The following is a 21122-nucleotide window of genomic DNA, read 5'->3' as shown; positions in this document are numbered from 1 at the left end:
GCTCAGAGTTCTTTCCCGAGAATTTGTTGCAGGTTTTCGGCGGTGAATTCGCGTGTTTTTTTCGCGTCGACCGCTACGACATAGTCGCCGATGCTGTCCGGCAAGGGCGCCACACACTCCAGCGGCGCCGCCGTCAGCGGATGCCGGAAGGCCATGCGCCAGGCGTGCAGCGCCATGCGCTTCAGACCTTCGCGTTTGAGATTCTTGTTGAGGGCAAATTCGCCGTATTTCTCGTCGCCGAGAATCGGAAAACCGAGATGCGCGAGATGCACCCGGATCTGGTGCGTGCGCCCGGTCTTCAATTGCGCCTCGAGCAGACTCATGTCCGGCCAGCGCGCCAGCAGGCGGAAAACCGTGTGCGACGCCTTGCCGTCATCACGCACCATGACGCGCCGCTCGCCGCCTTCGGTCAGATACTTGTACAACGGCAGCTTGACGTGCTGCGTGTTGTTCATCCAGCGCCCCTTGACCAGCACCAGATAGCGCTTGTCGGCACCGGCCCCGTGCTCGCGGAACATGTCGTGCAGCGCCGTCAGCGCCAGGCGCTTTTTGCCGACCAGCAGGATGCCCGAAGTTTCACGGTCGAGGCGGTGCGCCAGTTCGAGGAACTTGGCCTGGGGCCGCTGCCGGCGCAAGGCCTCGATCACGCCGAAACTGACGCCACTGCCGCCGTGCACCGCAATGCCTTCCGGCTTGTCGATGACGAGCAGCGCTTCGTCCTCATAGATGATCGGCAGATCGACGCGCTGCTTGGCCGCCTCATCGACCTCGTTCTGCGGCCGCTCGGCAATGCGGATCGGCGGAATGCGCAAATTGTCACCGGCACAAAGGCGATAGGTGGCATCCACCCGCCGACTGTTCACGCGCACTTCACCGCTGCGCAAAATACGATAAAGGTGGCTCTTCGGAACCCCCTTGCAACGCCTGATCAAATAGTTGTCAAGACGCTGGCCCTCTTCTTCTTCGCCGATCACGACATGGGTGACCGAATTGTTACCAGCATCATTCATTTTCTAATATACTGCCCACGTTTTTCGTCTAGGTTTGCAAGAGATTCCGAACCGTCAGACCGTTCGCCACGCGCCAATAGCGCGACCGCCGCACGGCAGGCTCCGAAGTCTCACTTGCGCCACTTGCGCAAGCCAGACCAACGTGAAACGACTGGTTAAGTTCACTCACCAAAAGTAGTGATGTTAATGGATTAGCCCGCCTTAAGCACGCACGGATTGCCCGTTGCAGGAATTATCAGGTTGCGAATTTCAATAAAAAACACGCAGCCATTTGTTGATCAGCACATTCTTCATCGCCTTTGCCATTTATTTACATGAAGCAATCCGCTAACTGAAACTGTCGCTGCCTGAACTGGCGCTTCCCTGTCGCGTGCTCCAAGCGCGCTGGAGCCCCAAAATAATGAAACGCATGCTTTTCAATGCGACACAGGCTGAAGAACTCCGTGTCGCCATTGTTGATGGTCAGAAACTGATTGACCTAGACATTGAATCAGCCGCCAAGGAACAACGTAAAAGCAATATTTACAAGGGGATCATCACCCGCATCGAACCCAGTCTCGAAGCCTGCTTCGTAGACTACGGCGCGGATCGACACGGCTTCCTGCCGTTCAAGGAAGTCTCCCGTTCCTATTTCCAGCCCGGCATCGAAGTTGGTCGCGCCAAGATCAACGAAGCCCTCAAGGAAGGTCAGGAACTGATCGTCCAGGTTGACAAGGACGAACGTGGCAACAAGGGCGCCGCCCTGACCACCTACGTTTCCCTGGCCGGCCGTTATCTCGTGCTGATGCCGAACAACCCGCGCGGCGGTGGTGTTTCCCGTCGCGTCGACGGTGACGAGCGCGCCGAATTGCGCGACACCATGGACCAGCTCGAAGTGCCCAGCGGCATGAGCCTGATCGCCCGTACCGCAGCCATCGGCCGTCAGGCTGAGGAACTGCAGTGGGACTTGAATTACCTGATGCAGCTGTGGACCGCCATCGAAGGCGCCGCCAAGCAGCAGAGTGGTGCTTTCCTGATCTACCTCGAAGGCAGCCTGGTCATCCGCGCCATTCGCGACTACTTCCACTCGGAAATCGGTGAAATCCTCATCGACACCGACGAGGTGTACGAACAGGCCCGCGCCTTCATGGGCACGGTGATGCCGGCCAACATCAATCGCGTCAAACGTTACCGCGATGATGTACCGCTTTTCTCGCGCTTCCAGATCGAACACCAGATCGAAACCGCCTTCGTCCGCCAGGTCAACCTGCCGTCCGGCGGCGCCATCGTCATCGACCACACAGAAGCGCTGGTTGCAGTCGACGTGAACTCCGGTCGCGCCACCAAGGGTGCCGATATTGAAGAAACCGCGTTCAAGACCAATCTCGAAGCCGCAGAAGAACTGGCCCGCCAGCTCCGCCTGCGCGACCTCGGCGGCCTGATCGTGATCGACTTCATCGACATGGAAAACCAGAAGAACCAGCGCGAAGTCGAAAACCGCCTGCGCGATGCGCTGCGTTTCGACCGTGCTCGCGTTCAGATGGGCAAGATCAGCCGCTTCGGCCTGATGGAACTGTCGCGTCAGCGCCTGCGTCCGGCTCTCGCCGAAACCAGCTACATCTCCTGCCCGCGCTGTACCGGCACCGGCCACATCCGCTCCACCGAATCGGCCGCGTTGCACATCCTGCGCATCCTCGAAGAGGAAGCGATGAAGGAAAATACCGGCGCCGTGCATGTCCAGATGCCGGTCGATGTTGCCACCTTCCTGCTCAACGAGAAGCGCCCGGACATCCAGGCCATCGAATTGCGCCACAAGGTCACCATCCTGCTGATCCCGAACATCCACCTGGAAACGCCGGCACATTCGATTACCCGCCTGCGCCACGACGACCTCAACAACGACGACGTGCGTGAACCGTCCTACAAGATGGTCGACGCCCCGATCGAGGAAGCCAGCAAGCCGGGCAACGGCAAGGACGAAGCTGCCAAGCCGCGCCAGGAAGCCATGATCAAGGGTATCTCGCCGGAACAACCGGCGCCGATCATGCCGGAAAAGACGGTGGAAGTGCCGGCACCGGCAGCGGCACAGGCTGAAGCCGGCCTGATCGCCAAGATCTTCTCCTGGTTCCGTAGCGAGCCCAAGGCTGCCGAACCGGCACCGGTTGCCCAACCGGCACCGAAAAAGCCGCGCGAAGGCCGCAACGAAGGTCGTCGTGAACGTGGCGAAGGCAGGGATGGCCGCCGCAACGGGCGCAACAAGGGACGTGACGAAGAACGCGGCAATCGCAACGAACGCGGCGAACGCAACGCGGAAAAGGCCCCGCGTGAAGAGTCGACCGCTACGACAGCCAATGCAGGCGAGCGTCAGGAACGTCGCCCGCGCGGCGAACGCAAGGAACGCCGCGATCGCCAGCAACCGGCGGAAACCAGCGTCGACAACAAGCTGAACGCTCCGGTCGCTACCGCTGAAACGGCCAACCTGAATCTGCCGGGCAACGCCGGCGATGCCCCCGAAGCCGGCAACGGCGAAGAACAGGGCGCCCGTCGCCGTGGTCGTCGCGGTGGTCGCGGCCGCGGTGAACGCCGCAACGAAGCCGAGAACAACGGCGTCAATGCAGCACCGGCGGAAACGCAGGACAAGGCTCCGGCAGTTGCCGAAAGCGCCGAGCAGATCAGCCAGGAACCGGTTGTCGTCGTGATTCCGGCACCGGAACCGGCCGCCCAGCCTGCCCCGGTCCTCGCCCAGGAAGCTGCACCAGCTGCTGTCGAGCCGGTTGCCGTCACCATCACCGAAGCCGTCGCTCCGGCAGTTGAAGCCGCCGCTCCGGTAGCTGAAGTCACAGCTCCGGCAGTTGAAGTCACAGCTCCGGCAACTGAAGTCGCTGCACCGGCGGAAGCACTTGCTGCACCTGTCGAAGCCGCGCCGCAACCTGAAATCGCTCCTCCTGCAGCCGAACCGGAAGTCGCGATTGCCGCCGTAGCGGTCGACGTCGTCGAAAGCAGCAAAATCGTGGCACCGGTCGCCGTTCCGGTTGATCTGGAAAAGACCCTTTCCGAAAGCGGCCTGGTCCTCGTGCAAACCACGGCGGCACCGCTCATGGCCCAACCGGAAGCACCCGTGAAGCTGGGGCGTCCGCGCAAGCAGAAGACTGCTGCCGAGCAGTCCCAGGATGCACCACTGGTCATGGTGGAAACGCAGAACTGAGCGTTTCGGCCTGACAAAAAAAGGGGCACCTTCGGGCGCCCCTTTTTTATTTCCGGTTCAAACAGCGAATCAGGAATGCGCCAGCTTTTCCTTGATGTCCTCGATCAGCCCCTGCGCAGCATCCTCAACCATATCCAGCACCAGATCGAAACCATGCCCAAGGCCGTAATACGGGTCAGGCACTTCGTTGTCGTCAAAGTTTTTTGAAAAATCCATGAACAGCTTGATCTTTTCATGCTGCTCCGGACTCGCCAGACGTTGCAGGTTGTCGAGATTATTCTTGTCCATGGCAAGAATCAGGTCGAAATAATCGAGATCCTGGCGCGCCACCTTGCGGGCCCGCAGTTGCGAGAGATTGTAGCCACGCACCGCCGCGGCACGCTGCGTCCGCGAATCGGGCGCCTCACCGACGTGATAGCCATGCGTTCCGGCCGAATCAACCTCGACCTTGTCTCCCAGGTTGTTCTGCCGGACAAATTGCCGCAGGACACCTTCCGCCGTCGGGGATCGGCATATATTTCCCATGCACACAAAGAGCACGCGATATATCATTTTTATCAGTCTCCATCAGGGTCGTGGGGCGCCGCACCGAAAACCCGCTCCCTGAGCCGGAACAAGTCGTCGCGGGCCGCCGCCGCCTTTTCGAATTCAAGGTTTTTCGCACACTCAAGCATCAGTTTTTCCAGACGCTTGATTTCCTTGGCAACGCTCTTTTCATCCATGGCCAGATAGGCAGCCTGCTGCTGAGCTGCTTTCTGCTCGGTCTGCGCCGATTCTGCATCGTAAACACCATCGATGATGTCCTTGATTTTCTTGGACACACCGCGCGGCGTAATACCCTGCTCCAGATTGAAACTGATCTGCTTTTCGCGCCGCCGCCCGGTTTCGGCGATGGCGCGCTGCATGGATTGCGTAACTGTATCAGCATAAAGGATGGCTGTGCCATGGATATGACGCGCCGCCCGGCCCATGGTCTGGATCAACGAGCGCTCGGAGCGCAAAAAGCCCTCCTTGTCGGCATCGAGAATTGCGACCAGTGAGACCTCGGGAATGTCGAGCCCCTCGCGCAGCAGATTGATGCCGACCAGCACATCGAACTCGCCGAGACGCAGATCGCGAATGATCTCGACACGCTCAACCGTATCGATATCCGAGTGCAGGTAGCGCACCTTGATGTCGTTGTCGGCGAGGAAGTCCGTCAGATCTTCCGACATGCGCTTGGTCAGCGTCGTGACCAGGACGCGCTCGCCAACCTCGACCCGCTTCCTGATTTCCGCAAGCAGGTCATCAACCTGGGTCGATGCCGGACGCACGATCACTTCCGGGTCGACCAGGCCGGTCGGCCGCACCACCTGCTCCACGACCTGCCCCGCATGCTGGTTTTCGTAATCAGCCGGCGTCGCCGAGACAAACACCGTCTGCCGCATGTGCGACTCGAATTCGTTGAACTGCAAGGGCCTGTTGTCGAGCGCAGAGGGCAGCCGGAAGCCGTAATCGACCAGATTCTCCTTGCGCGAACGGTCTCCCTTGAACATGCCGCCAACCTGGCCGATGGTAACGTGCGACTCATCGATGAACATCAACGCATCGGCCGGCAGGTAGTCGATCAGGGTCGGCGGCGCCTCGCCGGCGCGACGCCCGGAAAAGTGCCGCGAGTAGTTTTCGATGCCCTTGCAGAAGCCGATCTGGTCGAGCAACTCGAGATCGAAACGGGTGCGCTGCTCGATACGCTGCGCCTCGACCAGCTTGTTGTTCTTCGTAAAGAAGTCGATCCGCTCGCGCAACTCCGTCTTGATTGCCTCGATGGCACGCACCACGGTGTCGCGCGGCGTCACGTAATGCGACGCCGGGAAAACGGTGAAGCGCAGTGCCTTATGCAGCAGATGACCGGTCAACGGGTCAAAAAACTGCAATCCTTCGATCTCGTCGTCGAACAGCGAAACACGGATGGCGTGTTCGGCATGTTCGGCCGGAAAGATGTCGATGATGTCGCCGCGTACGCGGAATGTTCCGCGGTGAAAATCCATGTCGTTGCGCTCGTACTGCATCTCGGTCAGGCGCTTGACGATGGCGCGCTGGTCGAGTCGATCGCCGACGCGCATGGTCAGGATCATGTTGTGATACTCGTCGCGATCACCAATACCGTAGATGCAGGACACCGTGGCGACGATCACCACGTCGCGTCGCTCGATCAGGCTCTTGGTCGCCGACAGGCGCATCTGCTCGATGTGGTCGTTGATCGAACTGTCCTTCTCGATGAACAGGTCGCGCGACGGGACATAGGCTTCCGGCTGGTAATAGTCATAGTAGGAAACAAAGTACTCGACCGAATTTTCCGGAAAGAACTCCTTGAACTCCGAATACAACTGCGCCGCCAGCGTCTTGTTCGGCGCCAGCACCAGCGCCGGTCGACCTGTCCTGGCGATCACATTTGCCATCGTGTAGGTCTTGCCCGAACCGGTTACGCCGAGCAAGGTCTGGAAGGACAAACCGTCCTCCAGCCCCTCGACGAGGAGGCGGATCGCCTCGGGCTGATCGCCGGCCGGCGGAAACGGCTGATGCAGACGGAAGGGACTGCCTTCAAAGCAGGCTACGGGTGTGTTGGTCGGGGTTTCTATCATGCTAAAATTCTTCGGTTTCTCTCGCCCGGCAAGATCGCTGTGCGAACATTGTGCCTATTATTCCATGGAGTCTTTATGTCCTCTTCGATCTTTGCTGCGGTGGAAATGGCCCCGCGTGATCCCATCCTCGGCCTGAACGAATCCTTCAATGCCGACACGCGTAGCACCAAGGTCAACCTCGGCGTTGGCGTCTATTTCGACGACAACGGCAAGATCCCCCTGCTCGGCGCCGTCAAAACGGCCGAAGACATCCGCGTCAAGGCAGCCCTGCCGCGTGGCTACCAGCCGATCGAAGGCCCGGCCACCTATAACACCGCCGTGCAGAACCTGCTGTTCGGCCAGGACTCCGAACTCCTCGCTGCCGGCCGTGTGATCACCGCCCAGGCCATCGGTGGTACGGGTGCCCTGCGCATCGGTGCCGATTACCTGAAGCGCCTCAATCCGGACGCCAAGGTTTACATCAGCAACCCGTCCTGGGAAAACCATCGCGCCCTGTTCGAGGCCGCCGGTTTCGTGGTCGAAGACTACACCTACTACGACGCGGCCAGCCGCGGCGTGAACTTCGCCGGCATGAAGGCCGACCTGAACGCCATGGTACCGGGCTCGGTCGTGCTGCTGCACGCCTGCTGCCACAACCCGACCGGCGCCGACATGTCGGACGCCCAGTGGGCCGAAGTTGTCGGCATCTGCAAGGAACGCGGCCTGGTGCCCTTCCTTGACATGGCTTACCAGGGCTTTGCCGACGGCATCGATGCCGACGCCGTCGCGATTCGCGCCTTCTCGGCTTCCGGCCTGCAGTTCTTTGCTTCCAGCTCGTTCTCCAAGAACTTCTCGCTGTACGGTGAGCGCGTTGGCGCCCTGTCCGTCGTCACCGCCGCCAAGGAAGAGTCGGCCCGCGTGCTGTCGCAGGTCAAGCGCGTCATCCGCACTAACTACTCCAACCCGCCGAGCCACGGTGGCGCCCTGGTTGCTGCCGTACTCGCTTCGAGCGAACTGCGCGCCCAGTGGGAAGAAGAACTGGCCGGCATGCGTCTGCGCATCCGCGCCATGCGCACCGGCCTGGTCGATGCCATCAAGGCCACCGGCTGCGCCCAGGACTTCTCCTTCGTCGCCCATCAACGCGGCATGTTCTCCTACACCGGCCTGACCGCCGCCCAGGTTGAACGCATGAAGGACGAATTCGGCATCTACGCCGTGTCGACCGGTCGTATCTGCCTGGCCGCACTCAACACCAAGAACCTCGACTACGTGGCCAAGGCCATCGCCGCCGTCACCAAGGCCTGATCAATCAGGCCCGGCAGGATGGCAAAGGGCAGGACCGAGGTCCTGCCCTTTTTTATCGCCCGCTGACTGCGCTCAGATTCGGCAAGACACCACTGACCCGAACCGAGGTGCGCGCAGTTGCTACCGAAGACTGCATCGTCACCAGCAAACCGGCATCAACAGGACGATCGGCGACGGCCGAGAACTGTCCGCTAGCCGTAACCATCCCCGCCGACATCTGGATATCGCGCCCCACGACCTGACGCGGGTTGATCGCAACTGCAACTTTCAGGCGATCGAACTTGGTCGAGCCGGAATTCACGACAAAACCGGCGCCGCGGCGAACAGCCTCCCCCAGGTCAACCCCGTGCAAAATGCCACGCGTTATATCGGCATCAAGATTGGCATCGATATTGCGCAGCAAGGCATCCCAGTCCTTGCCATTGCCGCGCAAACGCAAACTGCCACCCAGCTCGCCTTCCAGCTTCAATTCAGGCGCGAAAGCCGTACTCACCTTGCGGCAATCCAGTCGAGCCAGGGTGGCGTCACCGGCCATCGACAAGCCACTCCCGCTCCAGTCCAGCAACCAGCTTCCCTTCAGAATGCCATTCAAAAAGGTCGTATCAAAACTCTGGACAACCAGCTTCCCTTTTTGCAACAAGCCCTTGGCCTGCAAGGAATCAAAACTCAGCAACTGCCCGAACGGCTTCCAGCCAAAACCCTCGATATCGAGCAAAAAGCCGCCCTTGGCAGGCGTCGCGGAGAAGCGGATACCCAGATCGACATTAGCGAAACTGGCCTTTTCCACACCGCCATCATTCTTGAAAACAACCTCTCCGGACAGATCCTTCAGCGCCAGATCGTTCGCTGAAACTGTCAGCTTCTCGAAAGTCAGGCGCTGAATGACATGGGTCTCAGCCGCATCGCGCGATGACGCCTGGAACAGGCGGGAAGAAACAAGAAAATCGGCTGGCACCGAAACGCCCACCAGATCAACCCGGGAAAGCAGATGCGGCGCAGAACCCAGCAGGGACAGCGGCGAGGCAATACGAACCTGATCAACCTTGACATCCGCTGACTCGCCAATCCGCACATCGGCAAGAAGCAGGGCTGGGCGTGGCCAGTACGCAACGCCGACGCTACCGACTTGCACCGGCACCTGCAGCAACTTGCCGGCAGCCGCTTCGATACCCGGTTTCAGCTTGTCATAGGGATAGCCCAGAACCAGAAGCAGCAGCAACAAGCCAATGACAAACGGGGCAACAAGCAACCAACGCGCAACGGAACCAGTCCGCCGCGGCAGATGAACCGGCTCGTCGGAGGGGGCCGGTTCGTGCCTGGCAACAGGGGGCATCTGGCTGAGACGCCCGGCCGCAGGCAATACCGGCTTGCCGAAAGAGGAAAACTGACTGACCGCACTCTCCGGCGCACTTGCGGACTGCTTGCCCGATGCATTTTTCCCGAAAGTCGAAAACTGGGAGATCGCCGAAACCCGCTCGGTGCTCAGCGCCAATGGCTTGACTGGCTCCCTGACCAGCACAGCCCCCTGCTTGGTAGCAATGAACCCACCCTCTTCCAATTCGCGCAAAGCTCCCTCAACCAGACGGGGATTGCCTATTTTTGCCGACAATTCCGCGACATTGAGTTTCCCATCAACCTGAACGAGGACCATGCGAAGATTTCGCTGAACGACACGCGTGCTTTGTCGTACCGCCTCGTCCCCGATCGGGGTTTTTACGTAAATCAGCTTTGCATCCATAACCGGATATTTTTCTTCTTGAAAATCACAAAAAACTTGACAGAAAAGACCTCGAAACCTATACTGCGCGCCTCTGTTCCTCGATAGCTCAGTCGGTAGAGCGCCGGACTGTTAATCCGTAGGTCCCTGGTTCGAGCCCAGGTCGGGGAGCCAAGAAATATTCCGAATGGCCCACAGCAATGTGGGCCATTTGCATTTCTGCCCCACCCACCACATTGCCTGCCAAACCAGGCACCCCGCTACCCGACAAGACGCACATTCTACCCTCAGACAGGGCTTTGCCGAATAGCATAATCATCCGGCGCCCAGCTTCCACACCTGTCATTTCGGCATGATCACGGCGCAGGCGATCAGCACGTCAGATTTGCCATCCACATACTCCGGACGCGCATAAACCCGCACGCTGCGCCCGATGATATTTTCACCCTCGCCCCCCAGCTCGACTCCCGCCAGATAGGCGGTCAGCCGGGCTGCACCGGACGAATCCGCAACAATCGTCGGCAACGCCACGCCGCCCTGCTGCCCGCCCCCCTCTTCAGCTGCACAACCGGCACTTCGGCCAATCCGGAAAACATGCGCCCCGGGTGGCACACCGGACAGCTCGGCAATTACCCGCAAGCGATTGCCAACCGGGCTGAAACTGACCAGACCGCCAATCTTGCCGACCGAACCGGCAACAAAGACGGCTTCGGCCCGCAAAGGCGGCGGAGCCACAAAGCCGCCGCGACACCCCGCCAGCAGAGCCGATGACAACGCAGCAAGAAGAATGAACTTTTTCATTTTTTGACCTATCCACTTGTTTGCAACAACCCGACCACCGATAATCAGCGCCCGCACCTGTCAGCGGATGCGCATTCTGAGCCCGCACCGCAGCGCCTGCAAGCCAAACAAAACAAATCCATGATATCCGCCCCCCCAGTCGCAGCAGCACCAGGTACCGGCACGACAACCGGCCACCCCGGCAACACCCTGATCGACAAATACGGACGTCGGGTCAGCTACCTGCGCCTGTCGATCACCGACCGTTGCGATTTTCGCTGCACCTACTGCATGGCCGAGGAAATGACCTTCCTGCCGCGCGACGAGGTGATGAGCCTCGAAGAATGCCTGCGCATCGCCAAGGTTTTCGTCGGGCTAGGTGTGAACAAGCTGCGCATTACCGGTGGCGAGCCACTCGTTCGCAAGGACGCGATGTGGCTGATCGAACGGCTGGGTGCCCTGCCCGGCCTCGACAACCTGGTATTGACCACCAATGGCTCGCAACTGGAGCGCTTTGCCGGGCCGCTCTACGCAGCCGGCGTCAAACGCCTCAACATCAGCCTCGACACCCTGCGCCCCGAACGCTTCCGGGCGATCACCCGGATCGGTGACATCAACAAGGTTTTCAACGGGATCGCAGCCGCCCGGAAGGCCGGCTTTCGCCGCACCAAGCTCAACACGGTCATGATGCGCGGCACCAATGATGACGAATTTGTCGAACTCGTCCGCTATTCACTCGCCAACGAACTCGATATTTCCTTCATCGAGGAAATGCCACTCGGCGACATCCTGGGCCGCAACCAGACCTACATCTCATCCGAAGAAGCGCGCGCCATCCTGGCCAAGCACTTCGAGCTGACTCCTTGTGACGAATCCTCGGGCGGCCCGGCCCGTTACTGGCGCATCGCCGGCCATGAATCACGCCTCGGTTTCATTTCGCCGCACAGCCATAATTTCTGCGACAGCTGCAACCGCGTCCGCGTCACCGCCCAGGGCGAACTCCACCCCTGCCTCGGTCAAAACGACGTCATGCACCTGCTCCCCATCCTGCGCGGCCAGGACGATGCCGACCTGCGCCAGGCAATCATCGACAGCATGGGCATCAAGCCTTTCGGCCACGACTTCTCGCAACAGCTGGAAACGCCGCAAGTCGTGCGCTTCATGTCGATGACCGGCGGCTGAACAGTTGCCGGCAATTTGCCTGCTTTTTAGCGGTCGACCGCTAAAAAGCAGCAAAAATCAGGGATAAATCCTGCAGAAGCCGATTTCATTTACCGGCTTCGAAATCTTCCCCAGCCCCGTCAACATCAGCGACAGGATAATAAAAAAGGCGACCCGACGGGCCGCCTTTTGATGTCGTTTCAGCACATCCCGGCAGGGCTTGCAGAAACGCATGCTGCTTGCTTACAGACCGCGTACGGCGCGCTTGCGCTCGATTTCGGTCAGGTAACGCTTGCGCAGACGAATCGACTTCGGCGTCAGTTCGACCAGTTCGTCTTCCTCGATGAACTCGACCGCAGCTTCCAGGCTGAGCTGAACCGACGGCACCAGGCGCACGGCTTCGTCAGTACCGGAGGCACGGACGTTGGTCAGCTGCTTGCCCTTGATCGGATTCACGACGAGGTCGTTTTCACGGCTGTGGATACCGATGATCATGCCTTCGTACAGCTTGTCGCCCGGCACCACGAACATGCGGCCGCGATCCTGCAGCTTCCACAGTGCGTAGGCAACGGCTTCGCCGTTATCCTGGGAGATCAGCACGCCGTTGCGACGTTCGGCAACGCTGCCGTCCTTGACCGGGGCGTATTCGTCGAACACGTGGCTCATCAGGCCATTGCCGCGCGTCAGGTTCATGAATTCGCCCTGGAAGCCGATCAGGCCACGCGCCGGAATGCGGTATTCGATACGGACGCGACCGCGACCGTCCGGCACCATGTCCTGCAGGTCGCCCTTGCGCTGACCGAGGCTTTCCATGACGCCGCCCTGGGTGTCTTCTTCGACGTCAACCGTCAGTAGTTCGTACGGTTCGCACTCGACACCGTTGATCGTCTTCTTGACGACGCGCGGACGACCGACAGCCAGTTCGAAGCCTTCGCGACGCATGTTTTCGAGCAGGATGCCGAGGTGCAGTTCGCCGCGACCGGAAACGTCGAACACGTCGCCGTTCGGGGTGTCATGCACGCGCAGCGCCATATTGGTAAGCAATTCCTTGTGCAGGCGATCGCGGATCTGGCGGCTGGTCACGAACTTGCCTTCGGTACCGGCCAGCGGGCTGGTGTTGACCATGAACTGCATGGACAGCGTCGGCTCGTCGATCTTCAGCAGCGGCAGGGATTCCGGGCTTTCCGGGTCGGTCACGGTACAACCGAGCACCAGATCTTCGATACCGGTGATCTGCACGATGTCGCCAGCCAGACCTTCTTCCATCTCGACCTTGTTCAGGCCCTTGTAGCCGAACACCTGGCCAATCTTGGCCTTGATCGGGGTACGTTCGTGTTCAGCCGCTTCTTCTTCGGTACCGAACATGACCAGCACGTTCTGACCGGTCTTGACGCGACCGCGAATGATCTTGCCGACGCCGATCCGGCCGACGTAGGAGGAGTAATCAAGCGCAGTGATCTGCAGCTGCAGCGGCGCTTCGATATCGGCATCCGGTGCCGGCACGTGGCGCAGGATGGTGTCGAACAGCGGCTTCATGTTTTCGCGCGGCTGGTCGAGTTCCATGGCCGACCAACCGTTCAGGCCCGAGGCGTAAACAATCGGGAAGTCCAGTTGCTCGTCGGAAGCACCCAGCTTGTCGAACAGGTCGAAAGTCAGGTTGACGGCGTTGTCGGGATCGGCACCGTCGCGGTCAACCTTGTTGACCAGCACGATCGGGCGCAGACCGAGGGCCAGCGCCTTCTTGGTCACGAAACGGGTTTGCGGCATCGGGCCTTCGGCGGCATCGACCAGCAGGACTACGCCATCGACCATACCCAGCACGCGCTCGACTTCACCACCGAAGTCCGCGTGACCCGGGGTGTCGACGATGTTGATGTGTACGCCTTCGTACTCGACCGCAGTGTTCTTGGAAAGAATCGTGATGCCACGTTCCTTTTCCAGGTCATTGGAGTCCATGACGCACTCGACCAGCTGCTGGTGAGCGGCAAAGGTGCCGGACTGACGGAGGAGCTGGTCGACCAGGGTGGTTTTACCGTGGTCAACGTGGGCGATGATGGCGATGTTGCGAATCGGACGAGCGGACATGGGAAGGCCTGAAAAATCAAAGGCGTGATTCTATCACCCCATGCTGCAACGCAACATCCCCAAGAAGGCTTTTAGCCCTCTTTATTACGCATGAAATCAGCCGTATTGAAGAAATTGTTCAGCAGCACCTTGCGGATATCGGGGTCCAGCCCGATGTCTTCCATCGCCAGCACCATGCAGGCGACCCACTGGTCACGCTCCTTGGTGCCGATGGCAAAGGGCATGTGCCGGGCGCGCAATTTCGGATGACCGAATTTTTCAACAAAAAGATCCGGGCCACCAAACCAGCCGGAGAGGAACATGAACAGCTTTTCCCGCGAGCCGGCCAGGCTTTCCGGATGCATGGCACGCAACTCGGCAAAATGCGAAACGCTGTCCATCAGTTCATAAAAGCGATCCGCCAGCTTGCCGACTGTCGCTTCGCCGCCGATCTTTTCGTAGGTCGTTGCCGTACTTTCCTTGCTTTCCATGCTCATTGCTCTCCGAAAAACTTTTTATTTAACGTGGTTTGCGCGCGACCGGCTTGCGGCCGACCAACGGGCGCGACGGCGCCCCAGGGCGTGCTGGATGCCCGCTTTCAGCGCGCCGCGGCAAGGCGCCGGGCTGATTTTTGACCATTTTTGCCGGTTGACCACGCGGCGCATCGCCGGTGCCGGCCGGCTGCCAGGCTGGAATCAGCTGCTTCTTACCATTGCCGATCAAATCAGCCCGCCCCATTTCCTTGAGCGCCTCGCGCAACAAGGGCCAGTTGGCCGGATCGTGATAACGCAGGAAAGCCTTGTGCAGCTTGCGCTGGCGACCGTTGCGCACGGTCCCGACCTGCTCGCTGCTGCGCGACACCTTGCGCAGCGGATTCCTCTCGCTGTGATACATCGTCGTTGCCAGCGCCATCGGCGTCGGCAGGAAGGTCTGTACCTGGTCAAGGCGGAAGTTGTTTTTCTTCAGCCACAGCGCCAGGTTGAGCATGTCCTCGTCGGTCGTTCCCGGATGCGCCGCAATGAAGTACGGAATCAGGTACTGCTCCTTGCCGGCTTCGCGCGAGAAACGGTCGAACAACTGCTTGAAGCGATCGTAGGCGCCCATACCCGGCTTCATCATCTTCGACAGCGGGCCTTCCTCGGTATGTTCCGGCGCGATCTTCAGGTAGCCGCCGACGTGATGGGTCACCAGCTCCTTGATGTACTCCGGCGAGCGCACCGCCAGGTCGTAGCGCAGACCGGAGCCGATCAGCACCTTCTTGACGCCCTTCAGCGTGCGTGCCTTGCGGTATAGCGAAATCAGCTTGCTGTGGTCGGTACCGAGGTTTTCGCAGATATCGGGATAAACGCAGGACAGGCGGCGACAGGACGCCTCGATCTTCTCGTCCTTGCATTTGAGGTGATACATGTTGGCGGTCGGCCCGCCGAGGTCGGAAACAATGCCGGTAAAACCCGGCGTCTTGTCGCGCATTTCCTCGATTTCGCGCAGCACTGACTCTTCCGAACGGCTCTGGATGATGCGCCCCTCGTGCTCGGTGATCGAGCAGAAGGTGCAGCCGCCAAAACAGCCGCGCATGATATTGACCGAGAAACGGATCATCTCCCAGGCCGGAATCTTCGCCTCGCCATAGCTCGGGTGCGGCCGGCGGGCGTAGGGTAGCTCGTAGACGCCGTCGAGTTCCTCGGTGGTGAGCGGAATCGGCGGCGGATTCAGCCAGACATCGCGCTCGCCATGCGCCTGGACCAAGGCCCGGGCATTACCCGGATTGGACTCGAGATGGAAAGTGCGTGAAGCGTGGGCGTAGAGTACCGGATCATCCTTGACCCGTTCGTACGCCGGCAGACGCACCACGGTGTGAGCTCTTTGGACGCGACGCGCTTCGCGCCTCGCTTGAGGATCGAGGATCGAGGATTTAGGGGAAAAAACCAGTGGCTGACCGCCTTTACTCGATCCTGAATCCTCATTCCTCGATCCTGCTGCATCCATGGCATACGGATCGGCATGCTTGACCAGCGGTCCCGGCGTATCGACCTCGCTCGAATCCATGACATTCCAGTCGTCCGACGGCAGCCAGCCGATCGGCACCATGAAGGCGGTACCGCGCAGATCGCGGATTTCCTTGATCGGCTCGCCCTTGGCCAGGCGATGCGTCAGTTCGACGAGCGCGCGTTCGGCATTGCCGAAAATCAGGATATCGGCCTTGGAGTCGGGCAACACGGAACGTCGTACCTTGTCCGACCAGTAATCGTAATGGGCGATCCGGCGCAGACTGGCCTCGATCGAGCCGATCACGATGTTGCTGCCCGGGAAGGCCTCGCGACAGCGCTGGGCATAGACCGTGACGGCATGATCCGGCCGCTTGTTGGCCTCGCCGTTCGGCGTGTAGGCGTCGTCGGAGCGGATCTTGCGGTCGGAGGTGTAGCGATTGACCATCGAATCCATATTGCCGGCCGTGACGCCGAAATACAGGTTGGGCTTGCCCAGCTTCTTGAAGTCGGCGGCGGAGTTCCAGTCCGGCTGACAAATGATGCCGACGCGAAAACCCTGTGCTTCGAGCAGTCGACCGACCAGTGCCATGCCAAAACTCGGATGGTCGATGTAGGCGTCGCCGGTGACCAGGATAATGTCGCAGGAATCCCAGCCGAGCACGTCCATTTCGGCGCGGGACATGGGCAGGAAGGGAGCCGGGCCGAAACGGTGGGCCCAGAATTTACGGTAGCCGAACAAAGGCCGGCTGGCTTGCTGATTTGAATCCATGCCGTATTTTACCCGAGCCCACAGCCCGGCCGTGCATGGCATAATCACCGGCTACAGCATAAACCACGTCTGGCAACGATGAAGCTCCTCACTCGCGAACAATCCGGAATCCTCATTGCATCGGCCAGCGGCCGGATCGACCACATTGCCAGCGATGCATTCGGCAGCGCGCTGGAGGCGCTGATCGTGGACTGCATGCCCGGCAAACCGCCGCTGCTGCTCGATTTTTCCGGCGTGGAATACATCAGCAGCGCCGGGCTGCGCGTCCTGATGATTGCTTCCCGGCACGCCAAGGCACAACAAGGTGTCTTTGCCATTACCTCACTGCAGCCGCTGGTTCAGGAAGTCTTCGCGATCAGCCGCTTCAACCTGATTATTCCCTGCTACCTGAACATCGAAGCAGCCTGCAAGGTACTTGGCAAATGAAACGGGTTGTTTTCTGGGGGACCCGTGGCTCATTGCCGGTCGCGCTGCAATCACGCGACATTCGGGAAAAAATCTGTGCCGCCCTGACCGCCGCCGACGGACGGAAATTCAAGTCGCAGAGTGCCCTGAATGAATTCGTCGCCAGCCTGCCCTTTTCCACGAGCAGTACCTTTGGCGGCAACACCTCCTGCGTCGAAATCATCACAGACGGCCCGGAACACATCATCTGCGACATGGGCAGCGGCGCCCGCCCCCTGGGTCAGGCCAAGATTGCCAGCTTCGGCGTCCCCAACCCGCAGACCTACCACATTTTCATCTCGCATCTGCACTGGGACCACCTGATGGGCTTCCCATACTTTGCGCCGATGTACATACCCGGCAACCGCATCGTGATCCACGGCTGCCACGCCCAGCTCGAAGAAGCCTTCCGCATGCAGATGCGCTCGCCGTGCTTCCCGGTCGATTATTCGCAAGCCGGCGCCCGCATCGAATTTGACCTGATGACGCCGGACAAGGCGCACTACATCGCCGGTCTCAATGTCACGCCAAAGCTGCAACTGCACGCCGGCGACTCTTACGGCTACCGTTTCGAGAGCATCGACCGCACCGTCATCTACACCACCGATTCGGAACATCGCCTCGATGCCGGCGAGGAGCGCGATGCCTTCATCCGCTTTTTCGCCAAGGCCGACCTGGTCATTTTCGACGCCATGTATTCACTGGCCGAAGCCATCTCGGTCAAGGCCGACTGGGGCCACTCGAGCAACGTGGTCGGTGTCGAGCTATGCCAGGCCGCCGCAGCCAAACGCCTCGCGCTGTTTCACCACGAGCCGGTCCATGACGACAAGCAACTCCTCCGTCTGCTCAATGAAACCCGACGCCTGGAGCAAATCACCCGTGGCGACGGTGCCGCGCTTGAGGTCATCTCCGCCTACGACGGTCTGACCATCGAGCTGTGAAGCGCCTCACCAGCCTCGGCCTGACGCTGCTCCGCGCCGGGCGTGGACTGGCCCTGCCCGGCCTCCTGCTGATCGGCGCCGCCGTTACGCTGCATTACAGCGACTCGACGCCACTGAACAGCCTGCGCCAGGCACAATTCGACCGCTACCAGCGCCAGATGCCACGCGCGCGGGAAAGCGAGCCGGTGATCATCGTCGGCATCGACAGCCAGAGCCTTGCCGAATACGGACAATGGCCCTGGTCGCGCGACCTGATCGCCCGCCTCTGTACCAGGATTCTGGCCGGCCAGCCGCTGGCACTGGGCATCGACATCATTTTTGCCGAACCCGACCGCTACAGCCCAGGTGTGCTCGGTGAACAACTCAAGGGACTGTCCAGACAGACACTCGCCGCACTACCCGAGCCGGACGCGCATCTCGCCCGTACACTCGCCAGCGGCCCGACCGTACTCGCCATGGCCGGCGTCGGCAATCCGCTACCCGGCGCGCGCCAACCGGCCAAATCCTTGCCCATGCCGGCAGGCACGCCGACTGACTGGCCGGGTATCAGCCGGTTCGCTGCTGCCGTCGTCAGTCGTGGCGAACTGGAACAGGCGGCAGCTGGTGAAGGCCTGATCAACGCCAGCCCGGATGGCTTGCATTCAAGCACCGAGCGCGGCGTGCTGCGCCGGGTGCCGACCGTTGCCCGAATCAATGAGCAGACTTTTTTGTCACTCCCCCTGGAAATGCTGCGCCAGGCACTGGGCGAAGCCGGGACGGTGACCCCCGAAGTCGGCAAACATGGCATGCAAGCCCTGCGTATCGGGGACTACCGCCTGCCCACCCAGGCCAACGGCGAACTGCTGGTCCATTATGGCCAGGCCAGTTCGAATTATTTCCTGTCGGCGGCCGACGTCCTGTCCGGCGCACACCCTGCCGAAATTTTCCAGTCGCGTTTTGTCATCCTCGGTTTGAACAGCCCCGGCCTGCAGGACCGCATCATCACGCCGCTCGGCGAAGTCGTGCCCGGCGTGGACATTCACGCCCAGGTCATTGAAAGCATGCTGAGCGGCGCCGCGCTCAAGCGGCCATGGTGGATGCCGACGCTCGAACTGGGCGCCCTGCTCCTTGGCGGCCTTTTGTTGATCGCCGGTGTACCGCGCCTGCAGCCACGTTTTGCCGTACTCAGCTTCGGCAGCCTGGCACTCCTGCTGATTGGCGCTGGCTACCTCGCCTTTCATTCCGGCCAATGGCTGTTCGATGGCCCGTCACTGGTGCTGCTGCTCAGCCCCGTCTTCATCGTGCTGCTCGGCAATACGTTGATCGAGGCCGACGCCCGCCGCCGCCAGGCTGAATTCGCTCTCCAGCTCAGCCGCGAAGCCGCCGCCCGCACCGCCGGCCAGCTTGATGCCGCCCGGCGCATCCAGATGGGCCTGCTGCCCGACCCGCAACGCCTGTTTGCCGGAGAAAAACGCTTTTCCGTCGCCGCCCTGCTCGAACCGGCTCTCGCCGTCGGCGGCGATTATTACGACTGTTTCATGCTCGATGCCAACCGCCTCTGCCTGACCGTCGGCGACGTTTCCGGCAAGGGCATTCCGGCCAGCCTGTTCATGGCCATCGCGAAAACGCTGAGTGGCACCTTGACCCGGCGCGAAGCCGATCTCGCCCGGGCGGTGTGCGAGGTCGAGCAGGAATTGAACCGGGAGAACGGCGAGTTTCTTTTTGTCACCGCCTTCATCGGCATTTTCGATGCGATGAGCGGCGAACTGGAATTCGTCTGCGCCGGCCACGATGCGCCGCTGCTGTTGCGCAATGGAGAAATCAGCAAGATCGACACGGCCAGCCATTCCGGACCACCGCTCTGCGCCACCGAAGGCTACGCCTTTGTCAGTGACCGCATCCGCCTGCAGGCAGGCGATCAGCTCTGTCTGTACACCGATGGCGTGACCGAAGCCAGCAACGGAAATTCGCTGTTCGGTGCCGAGCGCCTGCAGGCAACACTGCGGGCCAATGCCGGGCGCAGCCCGGCCGAGATCACCGGCGCCCTGCGCGACGCCGTGCGCAGCTTCGAGTCAGGCCACCCGGCGGTGGATGACCTGACCCTGCTTGTGCTGCATTACAACGGTCAACTGCTCAGCGCAGGTTGATTTCAACCCGGCGGTTCTTGGCTTCGGCGACTTCATCAGCCGTCGCCACCAAAGGTTCACGCTCGCCGCGCCCCGCCGCTTCCAGCTTGCTGGCGGGAATCCCGGCTTCGATCAGCAAGGTGCGCACCGACTCGGCACGCTTGAGCGACAAGGCATCGTTGGACTGCACGCTGCCCACCCGGTCGGTGTGACCGATGACCATGATTTCCGGCGCCGGCCAGGCGAGCACCTCGGCCCGCATCTTGGCGAACTCGGTCTGCGATTCCGGCATCAGCTGGTTGCCACCGCCCTGGAAGTACAGCACATAGCTGCGCGGGCGTGCCGGCTGGGCGGCCAGGGCAGCGCCGAAGCGTTCCTTGACCTCTTCCGGCGTCGACCGGTAGGCACTGTTCGTACCCTGACTGCGCACACTGCCGGCATAGGGCTGATCAAGTACCAGCTCACCCTTGGCATCGCGCACCACGACAGCACTGGCGCGACCATCGGCCGAAGGCAGCAGTACCACACGTTCGCTGCTGGCACAGCCGGCGAGCATCAGCACCGCGAGTGCAAGCAGCGAAAGACGCATTTCATTCCTCATTGTCGCCTCCGACTTCAACAGCGAATTCCGTACCGCGCACACCGAGCACCGAGGTCGGCGTGTGGAAATCGACCGACTCCGGCGTCTGCTTGGCGATCTTGCCGCTGGCCACGGCCAGCGTGCCCTTGCGAATGCCGATCGACATGCTGCCAGCCTGCGAGGTGGTGTCGTAGGCGAACTTGTCGATGATGATCAGGGAATTCGGTCCGGCCGACAGCAAGGTGGAGTCGCGCAACGTCACGCCAACCGTACTGTCACCGGCAGTCCGCAGCTTGTCGGAGACATAGACCTGGGTTCCGACCACGGCGATCAGTTTCTGGCCACCGCGTTCGATACTGACCTGACCGCTGCTGGTCTTGACCATGCCGGCCGGATCGGCGGCCTGCGCGGCGAGGCTGAAAGCCAGCGCAAGCAGCGCCCAGGCAGCCTTGTGATGTGTTTTAATCATGTCTG

The 21122-nt window shown here is 60.8% G+C and carries 17 protein-coding genes and 1 tRNA gene; 7 read left to right on the top strand and 11 right to left on the bottom strand.

The window, feature by feature from the left end:
* Nucleotides 1–2: 2 nt before the first annotated feature.
* Nucleotides 3–1010: an RluA family pseudouridine synthase gene (locus KI612_RS09170; protein WP_226443738.1), complete on the bottom strand. Its 1008-nt coding sequence runs from the start codon at nt 1008–1010 to the stop codon at nt 3–5.
* A 400-nt stretch (nt 1011–1410) separates the two neighbouring features.
* On the opposite strand from KI612_RS09170, the gene KI612_RS09165 reads away from it, so the two are divergent.
* Complete coding sequence (locus tag KI612_RS09165) at nt 1411–4194, top strand: Rne/Rng family ribonuclease (RefSeq protein WP_226443736.1); 2784 nt, start codon at nt 1411–1413, stop codon at nt 4192–4194.
* A gap of 69 nt (nt 4195–4263) precedes the next feature.
* Here the strand turns inward: KI612_RS09165 and KI612_RS09160 are convergent, their stop codons facing one another.
* Both KI612_RS09160 and uvrB read right to left on the bottom strand, forming a co-directional pair.
* Nucleotides 4264–4746, bottom strand: coding sequence for a low molecular weight protein-tyrosine-phosphatase (locus KI612_RS09160; RefSeq protein WP_226443734.1), 483 nt, complete (start codon nt 4744–4746; stop codon nt 4264–4266).
* Between the two features lie 5 nt (nt 4747–4751).
* Nucleotides 4752–6815 carry an excinuclease ABC subunit UvrB gene (gene uvrB, locus KI612_RS09155; RefSeq protein ID WP_226443732.1) on the bottom strand — a complete coding sequence of 688 codons (2064 nt, stop codon included), beginning with the start codon at nt 6813–6815 and terminating at the stop codon, nt 4752–4754.
* A gap of 75 nt (nt 6816–6890) precedes the next feature.
* Here uvrB and KI612_RS09150 point away from each other — a divergent pair, with 75 nt between their 5' ends.
* Nucleotides 6891–8099, top strand: a complete 1209-nt coding sequence (locus KI612_RS09150; RefSeq protein WP_226443730.1) for an amino acid aminotransferase — start codon at nt 6891–6893, stop codon at nt 8097–8099.
* A gap of 52 nt (nt 8100–8151) precedes the next feature.
* Here KI612_RS09150 and KI612_RS09145 read toward each other — a convergent pair whose 3' ends face one another.
* Complete coding sequence (locus KI612_RS09145; protein WP_226443728.1) at nt 8152–9750, bottom strand: AsmA family protein; 1599 nt, start codon at nt 9748–9750, stop codon at nt 8152–8154.
* Nucleotides 9751–9914: 164 nt separating this feature from the next.
* Between KI612_RS09145 and KI612_RS09140 the strand changes: the two genes are divergently transcribed.
* A tRNA-Asn gene (locus KI612_RS09140) sits at nt 9915–9990 on the top strand.
* Between the two features lie 168 nt (nt 9991–10158).
* On the opposite strand, the gene KI612_RS09135 is transcribed toward KI612_RS09140, so the two are convergent.
* Nucleotides 10159–10617, bottom strand: a complete 459-nt coding sequence (locus KI612_RS09135) for a hypothetical protein (RefSeq protein ID WP_226443726.1) — start codon at nt 10615–10617, stop codon at nt 10159–10161.
* A 120-nt stretch (nt 10618–10737) separates the two neighbouring features.
* Here KI612_RS09135 and moaA point away from each other — a divergent pair, with 120 nt between their 5' ends.
* Entirely contained in the window at nt 10738–11778 is a 1041-nt protein-coding gene (gene moaA / locus KI612_RS09130; protein WP_226443724.1) for a GTP 3',8-cyclase MoaA, read from the top strand.
* Nucleotides 11779–11835: 57 nt separating this feature from the next.
* On the opposite strand, the gene KI612_RS09125 is transcribed toward moaA, so the two are convergent.
* From KI612_RS09125 to KI612_RS09110, 4 genes are all read right to left on the bottom strand, one after another.
* Nucleotides 11836–11991, bottom strand: coding sequence for a hypothetical protein (locus tag KI612_RS09125; RefSeq protein WP_226443722.1), 156 nt, complete (start codon nt 11989–11991; stop codon nt 11836–11838).
* Between the two features lie 9 nt (nt 11992–12000).
* Nucleotides 12001–13842: a translational GTPase TypA gene (gene typA, locus KI612_RS09120; RefSeq protein WP_226443720.1), complete on the bottom strand. Its 1842-nt coding sequence runs from the start codon at nt 13840–13842 to the stop codon at nt 12001–12003.
* Between the two features lie 71 nt (nt 13843–13913).
* Nucleotides 13914–14312, bottom strand: coding sequence for a group II truncated hemoglobin (locus KI612_RS09115; protein WP_226443718.1), 399 nt, complete (start codon nt 14310–14312; stop codon nt 13914–13916).
* Nucleotides 14313–14340: 28 nt separating this feature from the next.
* Nucleotides 14341–16491, bottom strand: a complete 2151-nt coding sequence (locus tag KI612_RS09110) for a YgiQ family radical SAM protein (RefSeq protein ID WP_226443716.1) — start codon at nt 16489–16491, stop codon at nt 14341–14343.
* Between the two features lie 165 nt (nt 16492–16656).
* Between KI612_RS09110 and KI612_RS09105 the strand changes: the two genes are divergently transcribed.
* From KI612_RS09105 to KI612_RS09095, 3 genes are read left to right on the top strand one after another with little or no spacing between them, the layout of a single operon-like run.
* Entirely contained in the window at nt 16657–17004 is a 348-nt protein-coding gene (locus KI612_RS09105; protein ID WP_226443714.1) for an STAS domain-containing protein, read from the top strand.
* On the top strand, nt 17001–17963 hold the full coding sequence (locus KI612_RS09100; protein ID WP_226443712.1) for an MBL fold metallo-hydrolase: 963 nt from the start codon (nt 17001–17003) through the stop codon (nt 17961–17963). Before KI612_RS09105 ends, KI612_RS09100 begins: the two co-directional genes overlap by 4 nt.
* The gene (locus tag KI612_RS09095) at nt 17960–20089 is read left to right on the top strand and encodes a CHASE2 domain-containing protein (protein WP_226443710.1); all 2130 of its coding nucleotides are present in this window, start codon (nt 17960–17962) and stop codon (nt 20087–20089) included. The genes KI612_RS09100 and KI612_RS09095 overlap by 4 nt, the downstream gene beginning before the upstream one ends.
* On the opposite strand, the gene KI612_RS09090 is transcribed toward KI612_RS09095, so the two are convergent.
* Nucleotides 20076–20669: an OmpA family protein gene (locus KI612_RS09090; RefSeq protein ID WP_226443708.1), complete on the bottom strand. Its 594-nt coding sequence runs from the start codon at nt 20667–20669 to the stop codon at nt 20076–20078. The two genes, KI612_RS09095 and KI612_RS09090, sit on opposite strands and share 14 nt — an antisense overlap.
* Nucleotides 20659–21117, bottom strand: coding sequence for a FecR family protein (locus KI612_RS09085; RefSeq protein WP_226443706.1), 459 nt, complete (start codon nt 21115–21117; stop codon nt 20659–20661). Before KI612_RS09085 ends, KI612_RS09090 begins: the two co-directional genes overlap by 11 nt.
* Between the last annotated feature and the right edge of the window lie 5 nt (nt 21118–21122).

It is taken from the genome of Quatrionicoccus australiensis (assembly GCF_020510525.1).
Classification (GTDB): domain Bacteria; phylum Pseudomonadota; class Gammaproteobacteria; order Burkholderiales; family Rhodocyclaceae; genus Azonexus; species Azonexus australiensis_B.
This window is presented reverse-complemented; position numbering and strand designations above follow the sequence as displayed.